Origin of the sequence: Bacillus sp. MRMR6 (assembly GCF_001940785.1) — a bacterium.
GTDB lineage: Bacteria > Bacillota > Bacilli > Bacillales > Cytobacillaceae > Neobacillus.
This window is the reverse complement of sequence record NZ_MSLS01000011.1, coordinates 115422-133834: the sequence shown is the minus strand read 5'-3', so window position 1 is coordinate 133834 and position 18413 is coordinate 115422. Positions and strand designations below refer to the sequence as shown.

General features: G+C 39.9%; 16 protein-coding genes, 15 tRNA genes, 1 rRNA gene and 1 riboswitch. Of the genes, 30 read left to right on the top strand and 2 right to left on the bottom strand.

Annotated features, from left to right (window positions below; genetic code table 11):
* Positions 1-169 precede the first annotated feature (169 nt).
* From rrf to BTR25_RS12920, 16 genes are all read left to right on the top strand, one after another.
* A 5S ribosomal RNA gene (gene rrf / locus BTR25_RS12995) occupies positions 170-286 on the top strand.
* Between the two features lie 40 nt (positions 287-326).
* Positions 327-401 (top strand) — tRNA-Glu (locus tag BTR25_RS12990).
* A 10-nt stretch (positions 402-411) separates the two neighbouring features.
* Positions 412-487: transfer RNA gene (locus BTR25_RS12985), tRNA-Val, on the top strand.
* A gap of 310 nt (positions 488-797) precedes the next feature.
* Positions 798-873 (top strand) — tRNA-Thr (locus BTR25_RS12980).
* Between the two features lie 164 nt (positions 874-1037).
* Positions 1038-1113, top strand: a tRNA-Lys gene (locus tag BTR25_RS12975).
* 14 nt (positions 1114-1127) lie between these two features.
* Positions 1128-1212, top strand: a tRNA-Leu gene (locus BTR25_RS12970).
* Between the two features lie 32 nt (positions 1213-1244).
* A tRNA-Arg gene (locus BTR25_RS12965) sits at positions 1245-1321 on the top strand.
* Positions 1322-1331: 10 nt separating this feature from the next.
* Positions 1332-1408 (top strand) — tRNA-Pro (locus tag BTR25_RS12960).
* 17 nt (positions 1409-1425) lie between these two features.
* Positions 1426-1501 (top strand) — tRNA-Ala (locus tag BTR25_RS12955).
* A gap of 18 nt (positions 1502-1519) precedes the next feature.
* Positions 1520-1596, top strand: a tRNA-Met gene (locus tag BTR25_RS12950).
* A 12-nt stretch (positions 1597-1608) separates the two neighbouring features.
* Positions 1609-1701: transfer RNA gene (locus BTR25_RS12945), tRNA-Ser, on the top strand.
* Positions 1702-1870: 169 nt separating this feature from the next.
* Positions 1871-1947 (top strand) — tRNA-Met (locus BTR25_RS12940).
* A gap of 30 nt (positions 1948-1977) precedes the next feature.
* A tRNA-His gene (locus BTR25_RS12935) sits at positions 1978-2053 on the top strand.
* A 170-nt stretch (positions 2054-2223) separates the two neighbouring features.
* Positions 2224-2298, top strand: a tRNA-Gln gene (locus tag BTR25_RS12930).
* Between the two features lie 10 nt (positions 2299-2308).
* Positions 2309-2382: transfer RNA gene (locus BTR25_RS12925), tRNA-Gly, on the top strand.
* Positions 2383-2388: 6 nt separating this feature from the next.
* Positions 2389-2462 (top strand) — tRNA-Ile (locus tag BTR25_RS12920).
* 262 nt (positions 2463-2724) lie between these two features.
* Here the strand turns inward: BTR25_RS12920 and BTR25_RS12915 are convergent.
* A complete protein-coding gene (locus BTR25_RS12915; RefSeq protein WP_075688472.1) occupies positions 2725-3783 on the bottom strand; it encodes a sulfite oxidase in 1059 nt (352 codons plus the stop codon).
* 156 nt (positions 3784-3939) lie between these two features.
* Positions 3940-4029: riboswitch (cyclic di-GMP riboswitch) on the top strand.
* A 41-nt stretch (positions 4030-4070) separates the two neighbouring features.
* On the opposite strand from BTR25_RS12915, the gene BTR25_RS12910 reads away from it, so the two are divergent.
* From BTR25_RS12910 to BTR25_RS12875, 8 genes are all read left to right on the top strand, one after another.
* On the top strand, positions 4071-4946 hold the full coding sequence (locus BTR25_RS12910) for an amidase (RefSeq protein ID WP_075688483.1): 876 nt from the start codon (positions 4071-4073) through the stop codon (positions 4944-4946).
* A 131-nt stretch (positions 4947-5077) separates the two neighbouring features.
* Positions 5078-5284, top strand: a complete 207-nt coding sequence (locus BTR25_RS12905; RefSeq protein WP_139311235.1) for a hypothetical protein — start codon at positions 5078-5080, stop codon at positions 5282-5284.
* Between the two features lie 195 nt (positions 5285-5479).
* Positions 5480-6106 (top strand): histidine phosphatase family protein, encoded by a 627-nt coding sequence (locus tag BTR25_RS12900; RefSeq protein ID WP_075688470.1) that lies wholly within the window; start codon positions 5480-5482, stop codon positions 6104-6106.
* A gap of 224 nt (positions 6107-6330) precedes the next feature.
* On the top strand, positions 6331-7080 hold the full coding sequence (locus tag BTR25_RS12895; RefSeq protein ID WP_075688469.1) for an SAM-dependent methyltransferase: 750 nt from the start codon (positions 6331-6333) through the stop codon (positions 7078-7080).
* A 140-nt stretch (positions 7081-7220) separates the two neighbouring features.
* Entirely contained in the window at positions 7221-7601 is a 381-nt protein-coding gene (locus BTR25_RS12890) for a GntR family transcriptional regulator (protein WP_075688468.1), read from the top strand.
* Positions 7598-8500: an ATP-binding cassette domain-containing protein gene (locus BTR25_RS12885; protein WP_075688467.1), complete on the top strand. Its 903-nt coding sequence runs from the start codon at positions 7598-7600 to the stop codon at positions 8498-8500. Before BTR25_RS12890 ends, BTR25_RS12885 begins: the two co-directional genes overlap by 4 nt.
* Positions 8478-9221, top strand: coding sequence for a hypothetical protein (locus tag BTR25_RS12880; RefSeq protein ID WP_139311234.1), 744 nt, complete (start codon positions 8478-8480; stop codon positions 9219-9221). The genes BTR25_RS12885 and BTR25_RS12880 overlap by 23 nt, the downstream gene beginning before the upstream one ends.
* Positions 9218-9913, top strand: coding sequence for a hypothetical protein (locus BTR25_RS12875; RefSeq protein ID WP_075688465.1), 696 nt, complete (start codon positions 9218-9220; stop codon positions 9911-9913). The genes BTR25_RS12880 and BTR25_RS12875 overlap by 4 nt, the downstream gene beginning before the upstream one ends.
* 65 nt (positions 9914-9978) lie before the next feature.
* Here the strand turns inward: BTR25_RS12875 and BTR25_RS12870 are convergent, their stop codons facing one another.
* Entirely contained in the window at positions 9979-10923 is a 945-nt protein-coding gene (locus BTR25_RS12870) for an aldo/keto reductase family protein (RefSeq protein ID WP_075688464.1), read from the bottom strand.
* A 329-nt stretch (positions 10924-11252) separates the two neighbouring features.
* Here BTR25_RS12870 and BTR25_RS12865 point away from each other — a divergent pair, with 329 nt between their 5' ends.
* From BTR25_RS12865 to nikB, 6 genes are all read left to right on the top strand, one after another.
* On the top strand, positions 11253-12458 hold the full coding sequence (locus BTR25_RS12865) for a hypothetical protein (RefSeq protein WP_075688463.1): 1206 nt from the start codon (positions 11253-11255) through the stop codon (positions 12456-12458).
* A gap of 17 nt (positions 12459-12475) precedes the next feature.
* Positions 12476-13729 (top strand): Zn-dependent hydrolase, encoded by a 1254-nt coding sequence (locus tag BTR25_RS12860; RefSeq protein ID WP_139311233.1) that lies wholly within the window; start codon positions 12476-12478, stop codon positions 13727-13729.
* 1 nt (position 13730) lies between these two features.
* Positions 13731-14912 carry a M20 family metallopeptidase gene (locus BTR25_RS12855; protein ID WP_075688461.1) on the top strand — a complete coding sequence of 394 codons (1182 nt, stop codon included), beginning with the start codon at positions 13731-13733 and terminating at the stop codon, positions 14910-14912.
* A 277-nt stretch (positions 14913-15189) separates the two neighbouring features.
* Positions 15190-16452, top strand: a complete 1263-nt coding sequence (locus BTR25_RS12850) for a SulP family inorganic anion transporter (protein ID WP_075688460.1) — start codon at positions 15190-15192, stop codon at positions 16450-16452.
* 197 nt (positions 16453-16649) lie between these two features.
* Positions 16650-17093, top strand: coding sequence for an Lrp/AsnC family transcriptional regulator (locus BTR25_RS12845; RefSeq protein WP_483295258.1), 444 nt, complete (start codon positions 16650-16652; stop codon positions 17091-17093).
* Between the two features lie 377 nt (positions 17094-17470).
* A complete protein-coding gene (gene nikB, locus BTR25_RS12840; protein ID WP_075688458.1) occupies positions 17471-18412 on the top strand; it encodes a nickel ABC transporter permease in 942 nt (313 codons plus the stop codon).
* Position 18413: the final 1 nt, after the last annotated feature.

The window sequence follows — 18413 nt, the reverse complement described above, 5'->3', positions numbered from 1 at the left end:
CGGCACTACAAATCCTTCACTTTGGATTTGTAGAGACGGACCGAAACGACAGAAGAGTTAGGAGCCGAAGCTGGACAAAACATAGCAATATGAGTAAGGTGAACTCGGTTTTACAAAACTTCTTCTACATTATCTAGTTTTGAGGGAATGAAACCTCAAACTTAAATAGTCTGGTAATTAAGGCGAGAAGGCCACACCCGTTCCCATACCGAACACGGAAGTTAAGCTTCTCAGCGCCGATGGTAGTTGGGGCAGGCGCCCCTGTGAGAGTAGGACGTTGCCAGGCTAAGCCCCTATGGGGTTTTTATTTTGCGAGTTTTATAAATGGCCCCTTGGTCAAGTGGTTAAGACACCTCCCTTTCACGGAGGTAACACGGGTTCGAATCCCGTAGGGGTCACCATCTAATATGTGGAGGATTAGCTCAGCTGGGAGAGCATCTGCCTTACAAGCAGAGGGTCGGCGGTTCGAGCCCGTCATCCTCCACCATATTGTGCCGGGGTAGCTCAATTGGTAGAGCACGACTGAATAGACTCCCTGAATAATCATCAGCATACCGAATGAGATACTGCTTGAATAAGCTATCTGAGTTCGGGATGACGATAACTAGTTGGCGGTAACAAAAATTAATATTTAACTTTTCCTATGCCGGGGTAGCTCAATTGGTAGAGCACGACTGAATAGACTCCCAGAATAATCATCAGCATACCGAATGAGATGCTGCTTGAATAAGCTATCTGAGTTCGGGATGACGATAACTAGTCGGCGGTAACAAAAATTAATATTTAACTTTTCCTATGCCGGGGTAGCTCAATTGGTAGAGCAACTGACTTGTAATCAGTAGGTTGGGGGTTCAAGTCCTCTCGCCGGCACCAGTATTTCTTTAGAAAAAATTTCGTACGAGCCATTAGCTCAGTTGGTAGAGCACGTTCGAATATGCTCCAGCGAGTTACTACAGCGTACACGCCGAGCTGCTGATTGCATTAAGCTTTCTGAGGTGTGGACGTCTGACACAAATTTTAGGAAAACATTCTTGTACGAGCCATTAGCTCAGTTGGTAGAGCATCTGACTTTTAATCAGAGGGTCGAAGGTTCGAGTCCTTCATGGCTCACCATTTTATATGAACATGCGGGTGTGGCGGAATTGGCAGACGCACCAGACTTAGGATCTGGCGCCGCAAGGCGTGGGGGTTCGACTCCCTTCACCCGCACCATGTTATTTGTTACAGTTAAGTAATTACAATATGCGCCCGTAGCTCAATTGGATAGAGCGTCTGACTACGGATCAGAAGGTTATGGGTTCGACTCCTTTCGGGCGCGCCATTATTTTTATCGGGAAGTAGCTCAGCTTGGTAGAGCACTTGGTTTGGGACCAAGGGGTCGCAGGTTCGAATCCTGTCTTCCCGACCAGTCTCGCTATATATTATGGGGCCTTAGCTCAGCTGGGAGAGCGCCTGCTTTGCACGCAGGAGGTCAGCGGTTCGATCCCGCTAGGCTCCACCATAATTCATTTAAATATTTGGCGGTGTAGCTCAGCTGGCTAGAGCGTACGGTTCATACCCGTAAGGTCGGGGGTTCGATCCCCTCCGCCGCTACCAAATGTTATATACGGAGGAATACCCAAGTTCGGCTGAAGGGATCGGTCTTGAAAACCGACAGGCGGGTTAAACCGCGCGGGGGTTCGAATCCCTCTTCCTCCTCCATATTATACTTCAGCAATATGTTATTAATTTATCTTCGGCTTGAATAAGGACTCAGAGATTGGGTTAAAATGATATAGTTCAATCGAGCTGCTGCTTGAATAAGCTTACTGAGATTGATACAGTCCATACAAACTATGGGCATGAGCGAAGTTAGTTTTTATATTATTGTCGCGGGGTGGAGCAGTCTGGTAGCTCGTCGGGCTCATAACCCGAAGGTCGCAGGTTCAAATCCTGTCCCCGCAACCAATTAAATTTTACAAAACATTAGATATTATGGCGGTTGTGGCGAAGTGGTTAACGCACCTGATTGTGGTTCAGGCATTCGTGGGTTCGATTCCCATCAGTCGCCCCATCATTTAATTTGTTACCTTTTTTGAAAAAGGGTTGCTACAAGTAGTTAGTTAAGTGTCGACACATTTAACTACAAAAGTATTTCCGGCAGTTACTCATTTGCAATTAAATGTGTCTGCAGTGTAATTCCATGTAGTTAACTCAATGAAGTATTTCATGATGTTTATTCAATGGGCTATAGCCAAGCGGTAAGGCATCGCACTTTGACTGCGACATGCGTTGGTTCAAATCCAGCTAGCCCAGCCATTTTTTCTTTGCGGGTGTAGTTTAGTGGTAAAACCTCAGCCTTCCAAGCTGATGATGTGAGTTCGATTCTCATCACCCGCTCCAATTTAAGGGCCTATAGCTCAGCTGGTTAGAGCGCACGCCTGATAAGCGTGAGGTCGATGGTTCGAGTCCATTTAGGCCCATACTCATATGTTTATTAAAAAAAGACGATGCAATAAGTAGCATCGTCTTTTTCTATCTGTGTTTGAACCTAAGCTATTTTCTTAAAGATTGTTTTTTTGGAATTGTTTAGCGACAAACTCATTATTGGATCCAATCACTTTGACTCAAGCTAGCGTATCCCAGGACAAACTCAACCTTGATTCAACCATTTTATCATTGAAGCGCGTCTGATTCCCCCTTTGTTGTGTCAAGTCTATCCTATATTATTTTTCCTCTTAATCTCTATTCTATTTTCACTGTAATTTTATCTATGGCGTTATATCCATATCCTTTTCTATTCCAAAAAGGGACAGATGGCTGGGTTCTGCGACTAGAATCAGTGGCTTTTGTTAAAATCGTATATTCTCCCTTTTCAGATGCAGACCATTCAAATGACCAAGGCACCCATGAATATCCTTTAGGGTCTTGATTTCCCAATGTTGCGGTTTCCCAGTTTTCCCCGTTATCTGTACTGATTTCAACTTTTATTATATGACCTTGACCTGTCCAAGCAATTCCTTTTATTTGGTGTCTGCCTGTATTAAGAGTGTCCATATTCAAGGGCTTCTGAATCGTTGAATTTACATTCATTTTGGTAACAGGAAAAGCACCAATGGAATTATCTTTATTTGGGTAGTATACATAATCAATTGATTGAAAAGGTCCCTTGAAATTTGAGTCAACTACACTTATTTGTTTAATCCATTTAACAGAAGCCATGGCATACCACTGAGGAACAATTAATCGTAGTGGAAATCCATGCCTAAAAGGAATGGGCAAATCATTGTATTTATAAGCAATAATGGTATCAGGATGGAGTGCTGTTTCTAGAGGTATGCTTCTAGAGTAGTGATAGACATGATCTAAGTCTGTTCTTTTACCAAAATCATAACCTTCTACAACTACCTCTTTTGCACCCTCTTTAATTCCGGCCGCTTCAAGTAGAGTCTTTAAGGAAATACCTTTCCAATAACCTTGACTAATTGCTCCCTTATCCCATTGTTCTCCAAATACCTTAGGTTCGAAATTACTGCGTTTATTTCCTGAACATTCAAGGACGTTTTTTACTGTTCTTGAAGGCATGGTCACCAAATCTTGAATGGAAATTAAAAGGGGATTGTTGATGAATCCATTTATGGATAGCCAGTAATTAGATAATGATGGTGTAGGATATGAGAAATGATTCCGTCGAAAAAATAGACGGTTCTCAATATGGTCTGATTCGATGAATTGATAAGGTGTCTCCTGATTCTCAGGGTCCAGACTACGTGTAGTTAAGTAAGGTTTTTCCAAGGTTGTCATTGCTCCTTCCAGATAGAAAGTTCATTAATTAAAACTATATGTTCATTAAAATGTATTTAGATTATTTAAATCATAAGAACATCATTCAGTTGAAAGAAAACTAAAAAACAAAATGACCAAGTCTAAGTGAATAGGATATAATGAGATAAAATATAAATCTGACAAAGGCAAACTTCAACGAAAGGGAAGGACGCAAAGCCGTGAACCTAAACACTCTTAAATGTGTATGGTTGTCTGGTTACCAGGTTCTTTCTGGACCTTGGCTGGCAGAGTGGGGGTCTTTTTGTTTGAAGAAAATCATTGTGTTGGTTATGCTGTTTTTTACCTTTGTTTCAGGAGGTGCGGGTTCTACCGTGAATGCTAATTTTACGGAGGATCGAGCAACATGGCTTTGGAATCCATGGATGATTGTCAATGATGAGCTGGGAACGTTGGCTTTCCTAGAAAATAAGAAGGTTAACAAGGTATACGTACAGATTGATCGAGATATATCCATGTCGGTATATAGAAGTTTTGTTGAAAAGTCATCATCAAAGGGAATTAGGGTCTATGCACTGGATGGTGCCCCTGACTGGGTTGCGCCAAAGGGATACACGAGCCAAAACCAGTTGATGAACTGGATAGGTAATTATCAAAATAGCTCAACAGCTGCTCAAAAATTTACGGGCGTTCACTTAGATGTTGAACCATATTTATATAGTGGCTGGACATCAAACCGTACTGCAACAATTAAATCTTATCAATCATTATTAACCCAAGCAAAAACTAGTGCTTTATCTTTGAAACTTCCATTAGAAGTGGACATGCCCTTTTGGTTTGATGAAGTAAATTACAAGAATACATATGGGAAAGGTCTCTTGGCTGAATGGGTGATTGCGAACACGAACAGCGTGACGATCATGGCCTATCGGGATTCAGCAGAAATGATTATTGATTTGGTGAAAAATGAAGTCGCACTTTCGGGAAAATATAATAAGGGTTTAGTAGTAGGAGTTGAAACTGGGCAAACTTCTGAAGGAGAAAGTATTTCCTTTTTTGAAGAGGGCGAAACCTACATGAACCATGAGCTTGAAAAAGTAAAAAACCACTATAAAGCTGTATCAGGATTTAAAGGAATAGCAATCCATCATGTAGATAGCTGGATGACGATGAACCCAGAATAATAATATAAAGTAGTGCAGACCCCAAAGGTAGGCACTACTTTTTTCATTTAATCCTACACGAAGTTTAGGAAATGACTTCAGGTGATAAGGAGATATATGAAAAATATGAAGCTAAGAAAGGATGTAAGTCGATGCCTTTTAACAACTCCCCTGTGTGGGCTATTCATGTCTTCGATCCTTCACCATTAGATTGGCTATATGTACTGTTCCATACGATGGGGGAAGCTGTACGGACAGACCACCTGGTCGGATCAAACCAGCGACAGCGAAGGAAATACGATGGTTGGATGAAAAACGCTTCAGGCCAATTTGAGGAAAGGGATAAATTTTCATTATAACGAGCCGTTTAACTCTAATCATGTAGTTCTAGCCTTCAAAATACAGAAGTAAGCGATCACCATTGGTCCCGATACGCTATCACATAGAGATGACAACGGTCCATTCTATTGTCTTTTTTAATATTGTCTTTACCAGGCTATAAGTAGTTGATAAAGTAAATAGAAAAGAGAATATATAAAGGGGTGGAGAAAGTTTTGAACTTATATGTTATCAGGCACGGAGAATCAGAGCATAATGTTGATCGCTCAGTTATGGCACATACCCATGATTCACAGCACAGTCTGACGGAATTAGGAAAGAAACAAGCAGAAAATACGGCAGAATTCATGAAAACAATGGTTAATGATAAAACTGTAATGTACTGTTCTCCATACTTACGAACCATCCAAACGGCAAAGGCGATTCATGGATTACTCCCTGAACAGGTGCCATTTTTTCAAAATCCACTTTTAAGAGAGTGGGAGCTAGGAAATCTATATGATTTTAACAATCGTACACCCGAGATGAAGAAAGAGTTTAAGGCTGCGGGTTTATTTTATTTCCGTCACCCTAATGGGGAATCCTTAGCCGATGTGTATTTACGGGCAACGATGTTTATGAACACGGTTGTAGAGCGGGTGAAGCAGCAGCAGCGGCATGAAAATATGGTGGTCGTTTCGCATGCAGCCTTTATTCAGATGCTCTTGGCGTTCTTAATGAACTGGCCTGTTGAGGAATTAGGGAGCTTTAAACCCGTCGAAAATGCTTCAGTTATTAAAATTAACGAGCTAAATGGTGATTATCAGTTCGATAAGATTTTTGTACCGAAAGTGAATGGATAAAGTGAAACTTTCCTCAGTAGGATTTGTACTGCCCGTTAATTCGGGATAAAAAGTTATCCACAGCTAAAATAGTGGATAAACAGAAGCCTATCCACAAAAAATTTGAGTTATCCAAACTTTCAGTGTATAACCCTCTATGTTATCCGCATTCAAAAGGGTTATCCACACTATTGTTAGAACCTAAATAAGGTTTTCCACAAAATACAACTAAGGAGAATGTAAACTTGGATCGAAATAAGTTTTCAGCCATTGCACATCAGCACCACGCCTACAGCAACCCTATTAGTGAGGAAAAACTCATGAAAGTGGTTCAGATGACAGCGCTTAAACCACAGGCCAAAGTCATTGATATTGGTGCGGGAAAATGCGAACTGTTAATACAGCTTGTGGAAAAGTATCAGGTAAATGCAACTGCTATCGAGTTATATGCCGGGGCGATTGAGGAAGCGAAGAAAAATGCCAGCAACAAAATTCCTGAAGGGAGCATTGATTACATCGTGGATGATGCCGCTTCAGCAATAGAGATTTGTGAACAAGCTGGATATGATGTTGGGATCTGTATTGGATCAACCCATGCTTTAGGCGGCCTAGAAACAACACTTGAAAAGCTAAAGGGTCTGGTAAAGAAAAACGGCTACATATTGATTGGAGAAGGTTATTGGAATCAAACTCCAAGTCCAGCCTATCTAGAGGCTCTCGGGGGGGCAGATGAATCTGAATTGAAGATCCATGCAGAAAATGTACATGTAGCCGAACAACTTGGGTTGATTCCACTCTGGGCTTATACAGCCAGCGAAGATGATTGGGATGAGTATGAATGGCTTTATTCATCATCAATTGAAAACTATTGTTTAGAAAACCCGGATGATCCAGATTGCGAGGCTATGCTGGAACGAATCCGAGCTTGGAGACGAACCTATTTAAATTGGGGCAGGGATACAATGGGTTTTGGGTTATATTTGTTTAGAAACTAAATGTTCTTATTAAGATCCTTGGACTCTTCGTTCTAAGGATCTTTTTTTACCCATTTATAAAAAAAGGATGGATTTACCAATAAAGGTATGATATAGTACATTACATCAGTAATGCACTATATCAGGGAGGGGGATAGCGATTGATTCTTAATATGGATGGTACTAAGCCGATCTATCTGCAAATATCGGAATGGCTGGAGACAGAAATTCTAAATGGGAATTTTGAAAGTGACCAAAAAATCTACTCACAGTACCAGCTTGCAGAGATATTCAATATTAACCCTGCAACGGCGGCTAAGGGTTTAAATCTGTTAGCAGATGAAAAAGTCCTCTATAAAAAGCGAGGGCTTGGAATGTTTGTCTCAAGTGATGCACGGATGATGATCCTAACGAGGCGGAAAAATCAAACTCTAAAGCGGTTAGTCATAGAGATTGTTCAAGAATCAGAGCGTTTGAATGTAACTAGGGATGAGCTTATTCAAATGATTAAAGAGATAAACACGGGGGAGGTTGAAAAATGAGTGTAATCGAATGCAACGGTTTGACAAAGATGTATGGTCATAAGAAAGCGTTAAATAACTTATCTTTTAAGATTGAAGAAAATGTCATAACCGGCTTAATTGGACGTAATGGTGCCGGTAAAACAACATTGCTAAAAATTATCGCTGGCTTTTTGCAGCCATCGTCAGGGGAGGTTAAGGTTTTTTCTGAACAGCCTTTCAATAATTTAATGGTTTCTGCCAATATGATTTTTATTAACGATCAAATGGATCTGCCAGCATCGTTAAATCTTAAGGAAATTTTAGACGTGTCAGAAAGCTTCTATCAAAATTGGGATCAAGGATTAGCAAATCGCCTTTTTGATTATTTTTCTTTTCACTCATTACAGTCTTACCATGAGCTATCGAAGGGGATGAAGAGTACCTTTAATATGATTCTTGGGATTTCTGCACGCTGTGCACTAACCATCTTTGATGAACCCACTACAGGGATGGATGCGGCAGTTCGGAAGGATTTTTACCGTGCGCTGTTAAAGGATTATATAGCATATCCTCGAACCATCATCATTTCAAGTCATCACTTAAACGAAATTCAGGACCTGCTAGAGGACATATTGCTCATAAAAGCGGGAAGAGAATATCTCCACATGGCAGCTGCGGATTTAAATGATTGGTCAATCAGTCTGCAGGGTAGGACAGAATTGGTTACCAAGTGGACGCAGGAAAGAGAAGTTCTTCATATAGAGAGCAGAGGGCTCAATTATTCTTATGTCGTAGTTAGAAATGAATTTTCTGATCGAGAAATTCAAGAGGCACGTTTAGCAGGTCTTGAATTTTCTAAGGTTTCATCAAGTGACCTTTGTGTCTATTTAACTAGTAATACGAAGGGGGCAATTGATGATGTCTTTAGTAAAGATTAGTTTATTAGATGTTGTGAAGAAACAGTTTACCTTTAAGCTTAAATCCTATACACAAGTATATATTTCGCTGGTGACATTGCAGCTACTAGCCATCATCTTCTCATTTAATGGTGTTGGCATGATGGGGGCAGGCAGCGGAACACTCGAGGTAAAAGTCAATTATTACTCTGCTAACATTGTAATCATTTTTACGATCTTGTGGGCTTTAATCTCTTCCATCCTTATCACGACAAAAGCATATCGAAACGATGATTTTGCCTTTGTGACGAATCGGTTGAGCAGTAATTTAGCCAATATTCTATACCTAATGACAGCAAGCATTGTCGGTGCAGCTACTGCATTGCTGTCCACTTCACTTATGACAATAGTTCTGTTCCTTATTAAAGGAAATCAGTTTGAAAACAGTTCAAGTACGCTAACAGAGTTACTAACCGGTTATACGGCTACGTTGCTATATGTTTTATTATTTAGTGCACTAGGTTATTTCATTGGAATGCTCATTCAATATAATAAAATTTTTACGGTGATTATACCAGCATGCTTCTTTGGGTTTTTGTTTCTAGGAATAGGGAGTACAAAAGCTTCCAATGGCGTACAATTGGCAGCAGCATTTTTCAATGAGTCTTCTATTTTCTTATTTATAGTTAAAATGCTACTCAGCATCACTTTACTCTTTGCTGGTGCATGCATCTTGTCAAATAAGATGGAGGTGAGGGAATGAGCATTATCTTCTTAGCGATCATAGTAGCAATGGTGGTTTTTATTTTAAGAATGTTGAAGTCCAGCCAAAAAAGGTCAATCATGTATGGTAACCGGGTGAGATGGATGCTCGGAGGCTATATCTTAGTACTGCTGATTAGTACAGGGATAGCGCCATTGCTACAAACAACCGAGGCTACTTATAAAAAGGTTGGTAAAGATCAGGATTTTGCAAATGAAGGTTTTCAAATCTATGAGGCAGCAATAGAGGGGGAAATTGAACGGGTAGATCGTAAGTATATCAGTGAAACATGGAACTTTGATTATGATGGGAACCAGCTGGACATTTCACATGTAGACGGGGAGTATATTAGTTTCCAGACTGTTGTGGAAAGAAAGGCAACGAATGATGGTAAAATTGAAGCGATTTATTACAAAGCAGGTTCCGGTATGAACGATATGGATTTAACTGAGGTCGTTAATCCAATAAGGATGGAATTATCCGGTGACACATTAATCCTCATGAATCCCAAAATAACAACACTTACCTTCTATCAGTTTGAACAACCATTTACGATTAAGCAATTTACTGGCGAATCCTGGCAGGGACATCATACACACTTTATCGACGGCCAAAGCGTCCTTTACCTGCGCATTCCAAAGAATCTCGAACTAATAGATAAATCCCAACTGTATTTCCAATATGTAAAGTAAGCACGGGGACGGTTCTGCTGCTTCCTTCGCTACGCGAAGGAAGCGCAAGAACCGTCCCCATGCTTTTATGCGTTTAAAATTCCTTCTATTCTTTCGAGGGAATCAGTGGATAATGTTACTCCTGATGCTTTTGTTGTTTCTTGGAGTTGTTCTGGACGGCTTGCTCCAACAAGGGCACTTGCCACGTTAGGCTGTCTTAAAATCCACGCTATGGCTAGCTGTGATAAGGTTAAATTTTCATCATAAGCTACTGCTCTTAATTGTTCTACACGTTCGAGATTCTGTTCGGTCAAAATATGAGACATATTCATATTTTGCTGAGCGGCACGGCTTCCCTCTGGAAATAGTCCACCTTTCTCATACTTTCCGGTTAAGACTCCTTGTGCCAATGGTGAAAATACGACCTGGCCAATGCCGTGTTTTTCGCTGACAGGGATAATTTCTTTTTCGATATACCGATGAAGCATGCTGTAATTCGGCTGGTTCACGACAATTCGATCGAGCAGCTTTTTATCGGCAATATGGACAGCTTCCGTCATTTGTTCTGCCGTCCATTCACTGACACCGACATAAAGAACCTTGCCCTGTCGAACTAGATCATCCAACGCGCGAAGGGTTTCCTCTAACGGTGTTTCCTTGTGGAAGCGATGGCAATAATAGAGATCAATATACTCCATGCCAAGGCGCTGTAAGCTCGCATCGCACTGTTCCATAATATGCTTCCGTGATAAACCTTGGTCATTTGGTCCGTCTCCCATTTGTCCAAAAACCTTCGTAGCTAATACGTAGGAACTTCTAGGAAACTTGCTTAAGGCTTTCCCAACCACTTTCTCTGCTTCACCGCGTATGTAAACATTTGCTGTATCAAAAAAATTAATGCCTAATTCGTACGCTGTGTCGATGGATGCAGCAGCCTTTTGCTCCTCTACATACCCACCATAGGTAAGCCAGCTTCCAAGACTGATTTCACTCACTTTCAACCCGGTATTGCCTAAACGGCGATATTGCATTAAAAACCCTCCCGTACATATCAAATTTGGTAACCATTGTTAAATAGTGGTTATACGTGAAACTATACTACAGAAAACGAATAGGGTCTAATATAAAAAAGTTGAATTGCCTAACAGTTAATATGGTAGGTACATAAATGAATAATATTGCTTAAATTGTAGAATAGTTAAAAATTGGTTTTACTGATTTAAAAAGCCTTGGAAACGGTTTCTTTTAAAAAAATAAAATTTGGAATTGACTGAAAAGTATAATTATATTATTATTCTACTAACATATTACTTTTCGTTATGCGAAAGTTTGGTAAATCTAAAAAGAAAGTGGGATTAGTATGTCACAGATGCTAGCTTTAGTCATTGTTGTTCTTATTTTATTTATTGGAGATTTAGTAGCGGTTCGAACAAAAGCTTGGGTACCGTCGATTTTCGTTTGTGCCGTTTTATTCCTCTTTGGTTATTGGACGTTTTTCCCACAAGATATTGTTGCAATTGCAGGGGTGCCTCCAGTTGTAGCCACGATGATGATGTACTTATTAATTACAAACATGGGTACTTTATTATCTCTTCAGGAATTGAAAAATCAATGGAAAACGATTGTTATTGCTCTTTCAGGAATTTTGGGTATTATCGCGGTTTTACTAAGTGTAGGAACCCTGTTATTCGGCTTTCAAACGGTAGTTGTAGCTATTCCACCATTAGTAGGTGGTGTCGTATCTGCTTTAATCATGTCAGAAGGCGCATCTCAAGCGGGACTTGTATCTTTATCGGTTTTTGCCATTGTCATCTATGTGATGCAGGGCTTTGCAGGCTATCCAATCACTTCAATTGTTTTGAAAAAGGAAGGAAAAAGATTATTGAATCTTTACCGTAGCGGCGAATTAGTTGTTAGTGAACAGCAGAAGGCTGCGGCCGAAGTGACAGCTGCTGCCTCATTAAAAAAACAAGAGCTTAAACTATTTAAAAACATGCCTGAAAAATATAACACGGACTTCTTTAAGTTCTTTAGATTAGCGTTAGTTGCGTACCTTGCTTACTTAGTTTCGACTTTAGCAGCCCCAGTGGTTTCCATAAGTCCGTTCGTTCTATGCTTGTTGTTTGGTGTTATTGCTACAAGCGCTGGATTCCTTGAGAAACAAGTGTTACAAAAAGCAAATGGATTTGGATTTGCCTTAATGGCTTTAATGCTATTTATCTTTGATGGATTAAAAAGAGCAACTCCAAGTATGATGCTAGAAATCATCTATCCATTAGTTGGGACTATTGTGTTAGGTATAATCGGAATGTATATCTTCTCATTCATCGTTGGGAAAATCCTAAAAGTGAGTAAAGAAATGGCGTTTGCCGTATCATTAACAGCCCTATATGGATTTCCAGCGGATTACATCATTACAAACGAGGTTATTAAATCCTTAACAGAGGATGAAAGCGAACGAGAAATGCTGACGAGTCAGATGATGCCGCCTATGTTAGTCGGTGGATTTATCACTGTTACGATTGTGTCAGTTGTTTTAGCGGGTATTTTCATCGGATTCTTGTAAAAATGGGGGATTATCAAATGAACACTGTTAAAGAATGCATCCAGCAGGATCTGCAAGCACGAATTCAGGGACATATTGAAACACTCAGCAAATATACAGCCACACCAGGAAATGGGACGACACGCCTGACGTACAGCAAAGAAGACCTGCAGGCGCGTACTTATATAAAGGATAAAATGCAGGAATATGGATTGGTTGTAACAGAAGACGGTTTCGGAAATATTTTTGGAAAGCTGGAGGGCAGCTTAAAAGAGGCCCCCAGCGTGCTAATTGGCTCCCATTTTGATTCTGTTCCTAATGGTGGCGACTATGATGGACCTGCTGGTGTTATAGCAGGACTCGAAGTGGCTGCTCTTTTCTCAAAAAACAAACTCACCCCGAAATATCCATTAGAGATCATTGCCCTTGTTGAAGAAGAAGGTACCAGATTCGGCGGCGGATTGATGGGGTCTAGAGGAATAACAGGATTATTAAGCGAGCAAGAGTTTAGTAATTTAAAAGATAAAGATGGTATCTCAACCTTAGAGGCGATGACAGCGATTGGCTTGGATCCAACTCTGCCGAAAAAAAGAGACCCAAAAACACTGAAAGCATTCCTTGAGTTACATATTGAACAAGGACCGCTCCTTGAAGAAAAGGGTATTCCCATTGGTATGGTAGAAGCGATTGTCGGGCTAACGCAACTAGAGGTAACGATAAAAGGGCAGGCCGGTCATGCGGGTACAACACCGATGGACCGCCGCGCAGATGCATTAGTAACTGCTGCAAAGATCATTGCAGAACTGCCGGAACTAGCGGTGAATGAAGGTGCGGGAACGGTTATAACCACTGGGCGCCTCAATGTCTTTCCCAACGGGGCTAATGTAATTCCGGATAAAGTGGTGTTTAGCGTAGACCTGCGCTCAGGTAAAGAGGAACATGTCCAAAATTCAATAGAAAAAGTGAAGGTATTGATAGAATCATATAATCAAGCTGGTATCCAAACGTCTGTGGAACAGCTGTTGTATATGAAGCCAAAGGCCATGAACAGTAATATTCTTTCTCTTCTCAAGAAAAAAAGCAGTCAACTAGACATTCCTTATTGCTCTATTAACAGTGGCGCCGGCCACGATGCAATGGTTCTTTCAGATTTTACGGATGTAGGGATGTTGTTCATTCCGAGTAAAAATGGACTGAGTCACTGTCCTGAAGAATGGTCTGATTCACGCCATATAGCAAACGCAGTTGAAATTTTTTACGAAACAGCCAAGAAGTTAACGGAGGCGGAGTAGTATGATTCATCAAAAAATAAAAGATGCGATTCAAACCTATAGTGAAGAACTAATCGACATACGCAGAAAACTGCATAGTGAACCGGAAGTATCATGGGAGGAAGAACAGACGACAAGGTTTGTCTGTGAGTACCTGGAAACTCTTGGTGTTCCCTACCGGAGAACAGAGCCTACTGGGGTCATTGCCACGATTGAGGGAGGCAAGCCAGGAAAAACGGTCGCTTTACGGGGTGATATGGACGCTTTATCAGTGGAAGAGCTGAACAGTGATTTACCATATGCGTCAAAGGAAGAGGGAAAGATGCATGCATGCGGGCATGATGCCCATACAGCCATGCTGTTGATCGCGGCGAAAGCCTTAGTTGAAGTGAAAGACGACCTGCCTGGTAATGTCCGTTTACTATTCCAGCCTGCAGAAGAAGTAGCCGAAGGTGCAAAAGCCATGGTGAAACAAGGGGCAATGGATGGGGTGGATAACGTCTTTGGTATCCATATTTGGTCTCAGATGCCAACACATAAGGTTTCATGTACACCAGGACCGTCGTTTGCCTCTGCCGATTTATTTAAAGTAACGTTCAAAGGAAAAGGCGGACACGGGGCAATGCCGCATGCATGTGTTGATGCAGCAATTGTCGCTTCTTCATTCGTAATGAATGTTCAAACAGTTGTTTCTAGAACGATTGACGCAAAAAGCCCAGCTGTTTTAACGGTTGGTAAAATGGTGGTAGGTACAAGATTCAATGTCATTGCCGAGAACGCGGTAATTGAAGGAACTGTTCGCTGCTTTCATCCTGAGACGAGAGACCATATTGAAACACAGCTTCAGCATTATGCAGAACAAGTGGCAGCGATCTACGGAGCCACTGCAAAGGTCGAGTACATCCGCGGGACTCAGGCTGTTATCAATGACGAATACAGTGCGCAGCTCGTTCAAAAGGTTGCAGTTGAAGCCTTCGGGGAGGATGTCATATTTAATGAGGAACCGACTATGGGCGGCGAAGACTTTAGCTTCTTTTTAGATGAAGCACCTGGAAGCTTTGCACTTGTTGGCAGCGGCAATCCTGAAAAAGACACGGAGTGGGCACATCACCACGGCAAGTTTAATATTGATGAAGATGCACTGGCAACGGGTGCTGAACTATATGCTCAATATGCTTGGTCCTATTTAATGAGTAGCAAGTAAGAATCGGCGGCTGTTCCATAGGGGACAGCCTTTTTGTATATAAATGTAAAAGTACGGAACAGCTCGGAATATGGACTTGCTTATACAACAATCCTGAATTGCCTAAACGTCATTATTGAACCTGTAACTCTCCTATTAAGTTCTAAATAAGATAGCTTTACTACCCAAATAGAATTGGAGCTATCATAGATCTGTTCCAGATAGCTGGACTTTTTAAACCTCCTATTCATAAATTAATATTCCTAATAATATATATGTCCGAGGAGGGATAAAAGAATTGATAGCAAAATTACTACCTGGTTTACATAGACTTATTCACTACCAACGATCATATTTAGCGGGGGACTTGAACAGTGGTATTATAGTTGCAATCTTATTTATACCACAATGCATGGCTTATGCTATTATTGCTGGAGTTCCTCCGATAATTGGATTATATGGAGCAACATTACCTTTAATAATCTATACCTTATTTAGTTCCTCAAAATATTTATCAGTAGGACCGGTATCTATTGTTTCACTTATGGTTTATTCGAAAATTTCAACGATAGCTGAACCAGAGTCACCACAATACCTAGAATTGATAATAACCGTAGGATTGATGGTTGGTTCTATTCAACTTATTTTGAGCTTCATTAAAGTGGGTCCTCTGATTAATCGTATTTCTCCAGCAGTATTAAATGGATTTACTTCTGCAGCTGCAATCATCATTATTTTAAATCAACTAGAGTCATTTATGGGGCTTGAACTATCCCCCTATCAGCATATAGTGGATTATTTACATGAAATATTATCTAAATTTATGCAAATAGATGTTTATACGTTTGGAATAGGATTAGGGAGTTTCCTCTTACTTATGGTAATGAAAAGGTATGTACTTTTATCCATAGGTCCTCCCATTGTAATATTGCTTTCTACATTATTAATCTATTTTTTTCATCAGTATTTTATTAGTGTAGAGATTGTCGGCTATATTCCTAAGGGATTGCCCTCTATTTCATTTTCCACTCCAGACTTTTATTATCTAAGAGTTTTGTTTCCTGTTTCGGTAGGTATTGCGTTTATCTCATTCCTTGAATCGTATGCCATTGCAAAAACACTCGCAGAAAAGGATAAGGACAAACTTAATCCTAGGCAGGAGTTAATGAGCTTAGGCCTTGCGAATTTATCAAGCTCGTTTATCGGATCCATCCCTGTAGCTGGAGCGATTTCAAGAACCGCGCTAAATTATAAGTCAGGAGCAAAATCTAATTTTTCTTCTTTTATAACCGTTTTTTTTATAATAACAACTTTATTTCTTTTTACACCGTTATTTTACTATTTGCCCAAGGCTTCCTTAGCGGCGATCATTATCGTTGCAGTTTCAGGATTAGTTGATTTGAAACCGTTTCTATTAAATTCAAAAACACCAATTGGTTCAATATTGTTTATCATTACATTTCTTACTACGCTTTTTATAGACGTCTTAACTGGGTTAATATTTGGTAGTTTACTATCAATCCTTTTTTCTTTTAATAAGTTGGTGATTTATTGGAAATAATAGGATGTTCTCACTCTCTTTTTTAAACTCCTTTGGAAGGTACTCTCCATAACACCAATACGCAGGATTTTTAAAAAACACAATAACAGAGGGAGAATTTACAGAATAGAAAGAAAGTAAAAAATAAAATTATATCATTTATTTCTTTTTTTACTTATAATACTGTTAATTAAAGTGGACCGAAAAGGTGGATTAGAATGGATACCCTTGATAAAAAAATACTTGAACTTTTAACAACTAACGGACGATTATCATATGTTGATATTGGAAAACAATTGGGACTATCGCGGGTTGCGGTCAGAGAAAGAGTCAATAAACTAGTGGATGATGGGGTAATAGAACAATTTACCATAGTCATTAATAGCAGTAAAGCTGGAAAAGGTGTGTCTGCCTTTTTCGAAATTGATTGCGAACCTAGTTCTCTTGTTAAAGTCGCAGAAGCATTAGCAGAAAACCCAAGTGTAGCGAGCTGTTACCAAATGACGGGTCCTTCTACTTTACACACTCATGTATTGGTTGACAATTTTGATGCTTTAGAAAGATTTATTAATGAGGAGTTATACGATCTAAATGGGATAACCCGAGTAGAAAGCCATATTCTACTTCGAAGATTTAAAAGTCGAAGAGGGTTAAAATTATAAGCAATTTAAAACTCATCATTTTGATGGGTTTTTTTATTTAAAAGGGCTAAAAGAATTATATGGAGGGACCTTTCGACTTACTAAATGATGGAAAAAAGGCTCTTTAAGGAACATTTCGTTTTACGAAAATAGATGTAAACGTTTTAATAGAGGTTAAATCAAATGCAAGTCAATTTCCAATAAAAACCGACATTTAGAAAGTGAATTTACCAAAATTTAGCCAAAGTGGAATATTAAAAGTGTTATTTGTTAAAAAGATGTGAATTTTTTGTGGATTTTTCTATGTATATGTCATATAATTATTTTTAAATAATTCTAAACATTAAGTAAGAGAAAATTAAGAATTGGTTTACAAATGTAACAGAGGAGGGTGTAACGTGATTGCAATGATTGTCCGAAGGTTTTTTCAATTAATATTCCTTTTGTTAGGAATTTCGTTTTTGGTTTTTTCATCCATGTATCTTGCTCCTGGTGATCCTGCTTCTATGATTGGAGGCCCTACGGCAACAGAGTCTGATTTAGAAGCAATACGGGAAAATCTAGGATTAAATGAACCTTTCTTCACTCAATATGGAAACTATTTAGCTAGTGTTCTTCAAGGAGATTTAGGGTTTTCCTATCAAACTCGTCAACCTGTCTCAGAAGCCATCGCGGTTAGGTTTCCTAATACGTTAAAACTGGCCGTCGCGAGCATGGTGATTGCCGTCATTATCGGGATCATTGCTGGATTAATCTCAGCCCTAAAGCATAATACCTGGCTAGATGCAACCTCAACCACCTTTGCACTCGCGGGAATTTCGATTCCAAACTTTTGGCTGGGTGCCCTGCTGATTTTAGTTTTTTCGGTAAATCTACAATGGCTGCCTGTAGCTGGTCTGTCTGATCCATGGTTTACGGTAGAAGGGATGAAACAATTGATCTTACCTGCCATTACATTAGGTACAGGGTCTGCAGCAATGATTGCGAGGATGGTGAGATCTTCAATGCTAGAGGTCGTTCGTGCAGACTATGTTAGGACAGCGAGGGCCAAAGGGATAAAGGAACGCAACGTTATTTGGATTCACACCTTAAAAAATGCTATGATCCCAGTCATTACAGTTATCGGATTAAACTTTGGAGCACTTTTAGGCGGAACCATTATAACAGAGAAGGTATTTGCTATTAACGGTGTTGGCCGCTTGATGATTGATGCGATTGCAGCACGTGATTTTCCAATGGTTCAAGGCTCTGTTTTACTAGTAGCAACCTTATTCGTATTAGTAAATCTAATTGTCGACATTGTATATACCTATGTTGATCCAAGAATTAAATTTCAGTAAG

Excerpts from the sequence above, each read along its gene's own strand:
- BTR25_RS12915 (WP_075688472.1), bottom strand. The coding sequence starts at position 3,783 with ATGACAACCTTGGAAAAACCTTACTTAACTACACGTAGTCTGGACCCT.
- BTR25_RS12905 (WP_139311235.1), top strand. The coding sequence starts at position 5,078 with ATGCCTTTTAACAACTCCCCTGTGTGGGCTATTCATGTCTTCGATCCT.
- BTR25_RS12885 (WP_075688467.1), top strand. The coding sequence starts at position 7,598 with ATGAGTGTAATCGAATGCAACGGTTTGACAAAGATGTATGGTCATAAG.
- BTR25_RS12880 (WP_139311234.1), top strand. The coding sequence starts at position 8,478 with ATGATGTCTTTAGTAAAGATTAGTTTATTAGATGTTGTGAAGAAACAG.
- BTR25_RS12875 (WP_075688465.1), top strand. The coding sequence starts at position 9,218 with ATGAGCATTATCTTCTTAGCGATCATAGTAGCAATGGTGGTTTTTATT.
- BTR25_RS12870 (WP_075688464.1), bottom strand. The coding sequence starts at position 10,923 with ATGCAATATCGCCGTTTAGGCAATACCGGGTTGAAAGTGAGTGAAATC.
- BTR25_RS12865 (WP_075688463.1), top strand. The coding sequence starts at position 11,253 with ATGTCACAGATGCTAGCTTTAGTCATTGTTGTTCTTATTTTATTTATT.
- BTR25_RS12860 (WP_139311233.1), top strand. The coding sequence starts at position 12,476 with ATGAACACTGTTAAAGAATGCATCCAGCAGGATCTGCAAGCACGAATT.
- BTR25_RS12855 (WP_075688461.1), top strand. The coding sequence starts at position 13,731 with ATGATTCATCAAAAAATAAAAGATGCGATTCAAACCTATAGTGAAGAA.
- BTR25_RS12845 (WP_483295258.1), top strand. The coding sequence starts at position 16,650 with ATGGATACCCTTGATAAAAAAATACTTGAACTTTTAACAACTAACGGA.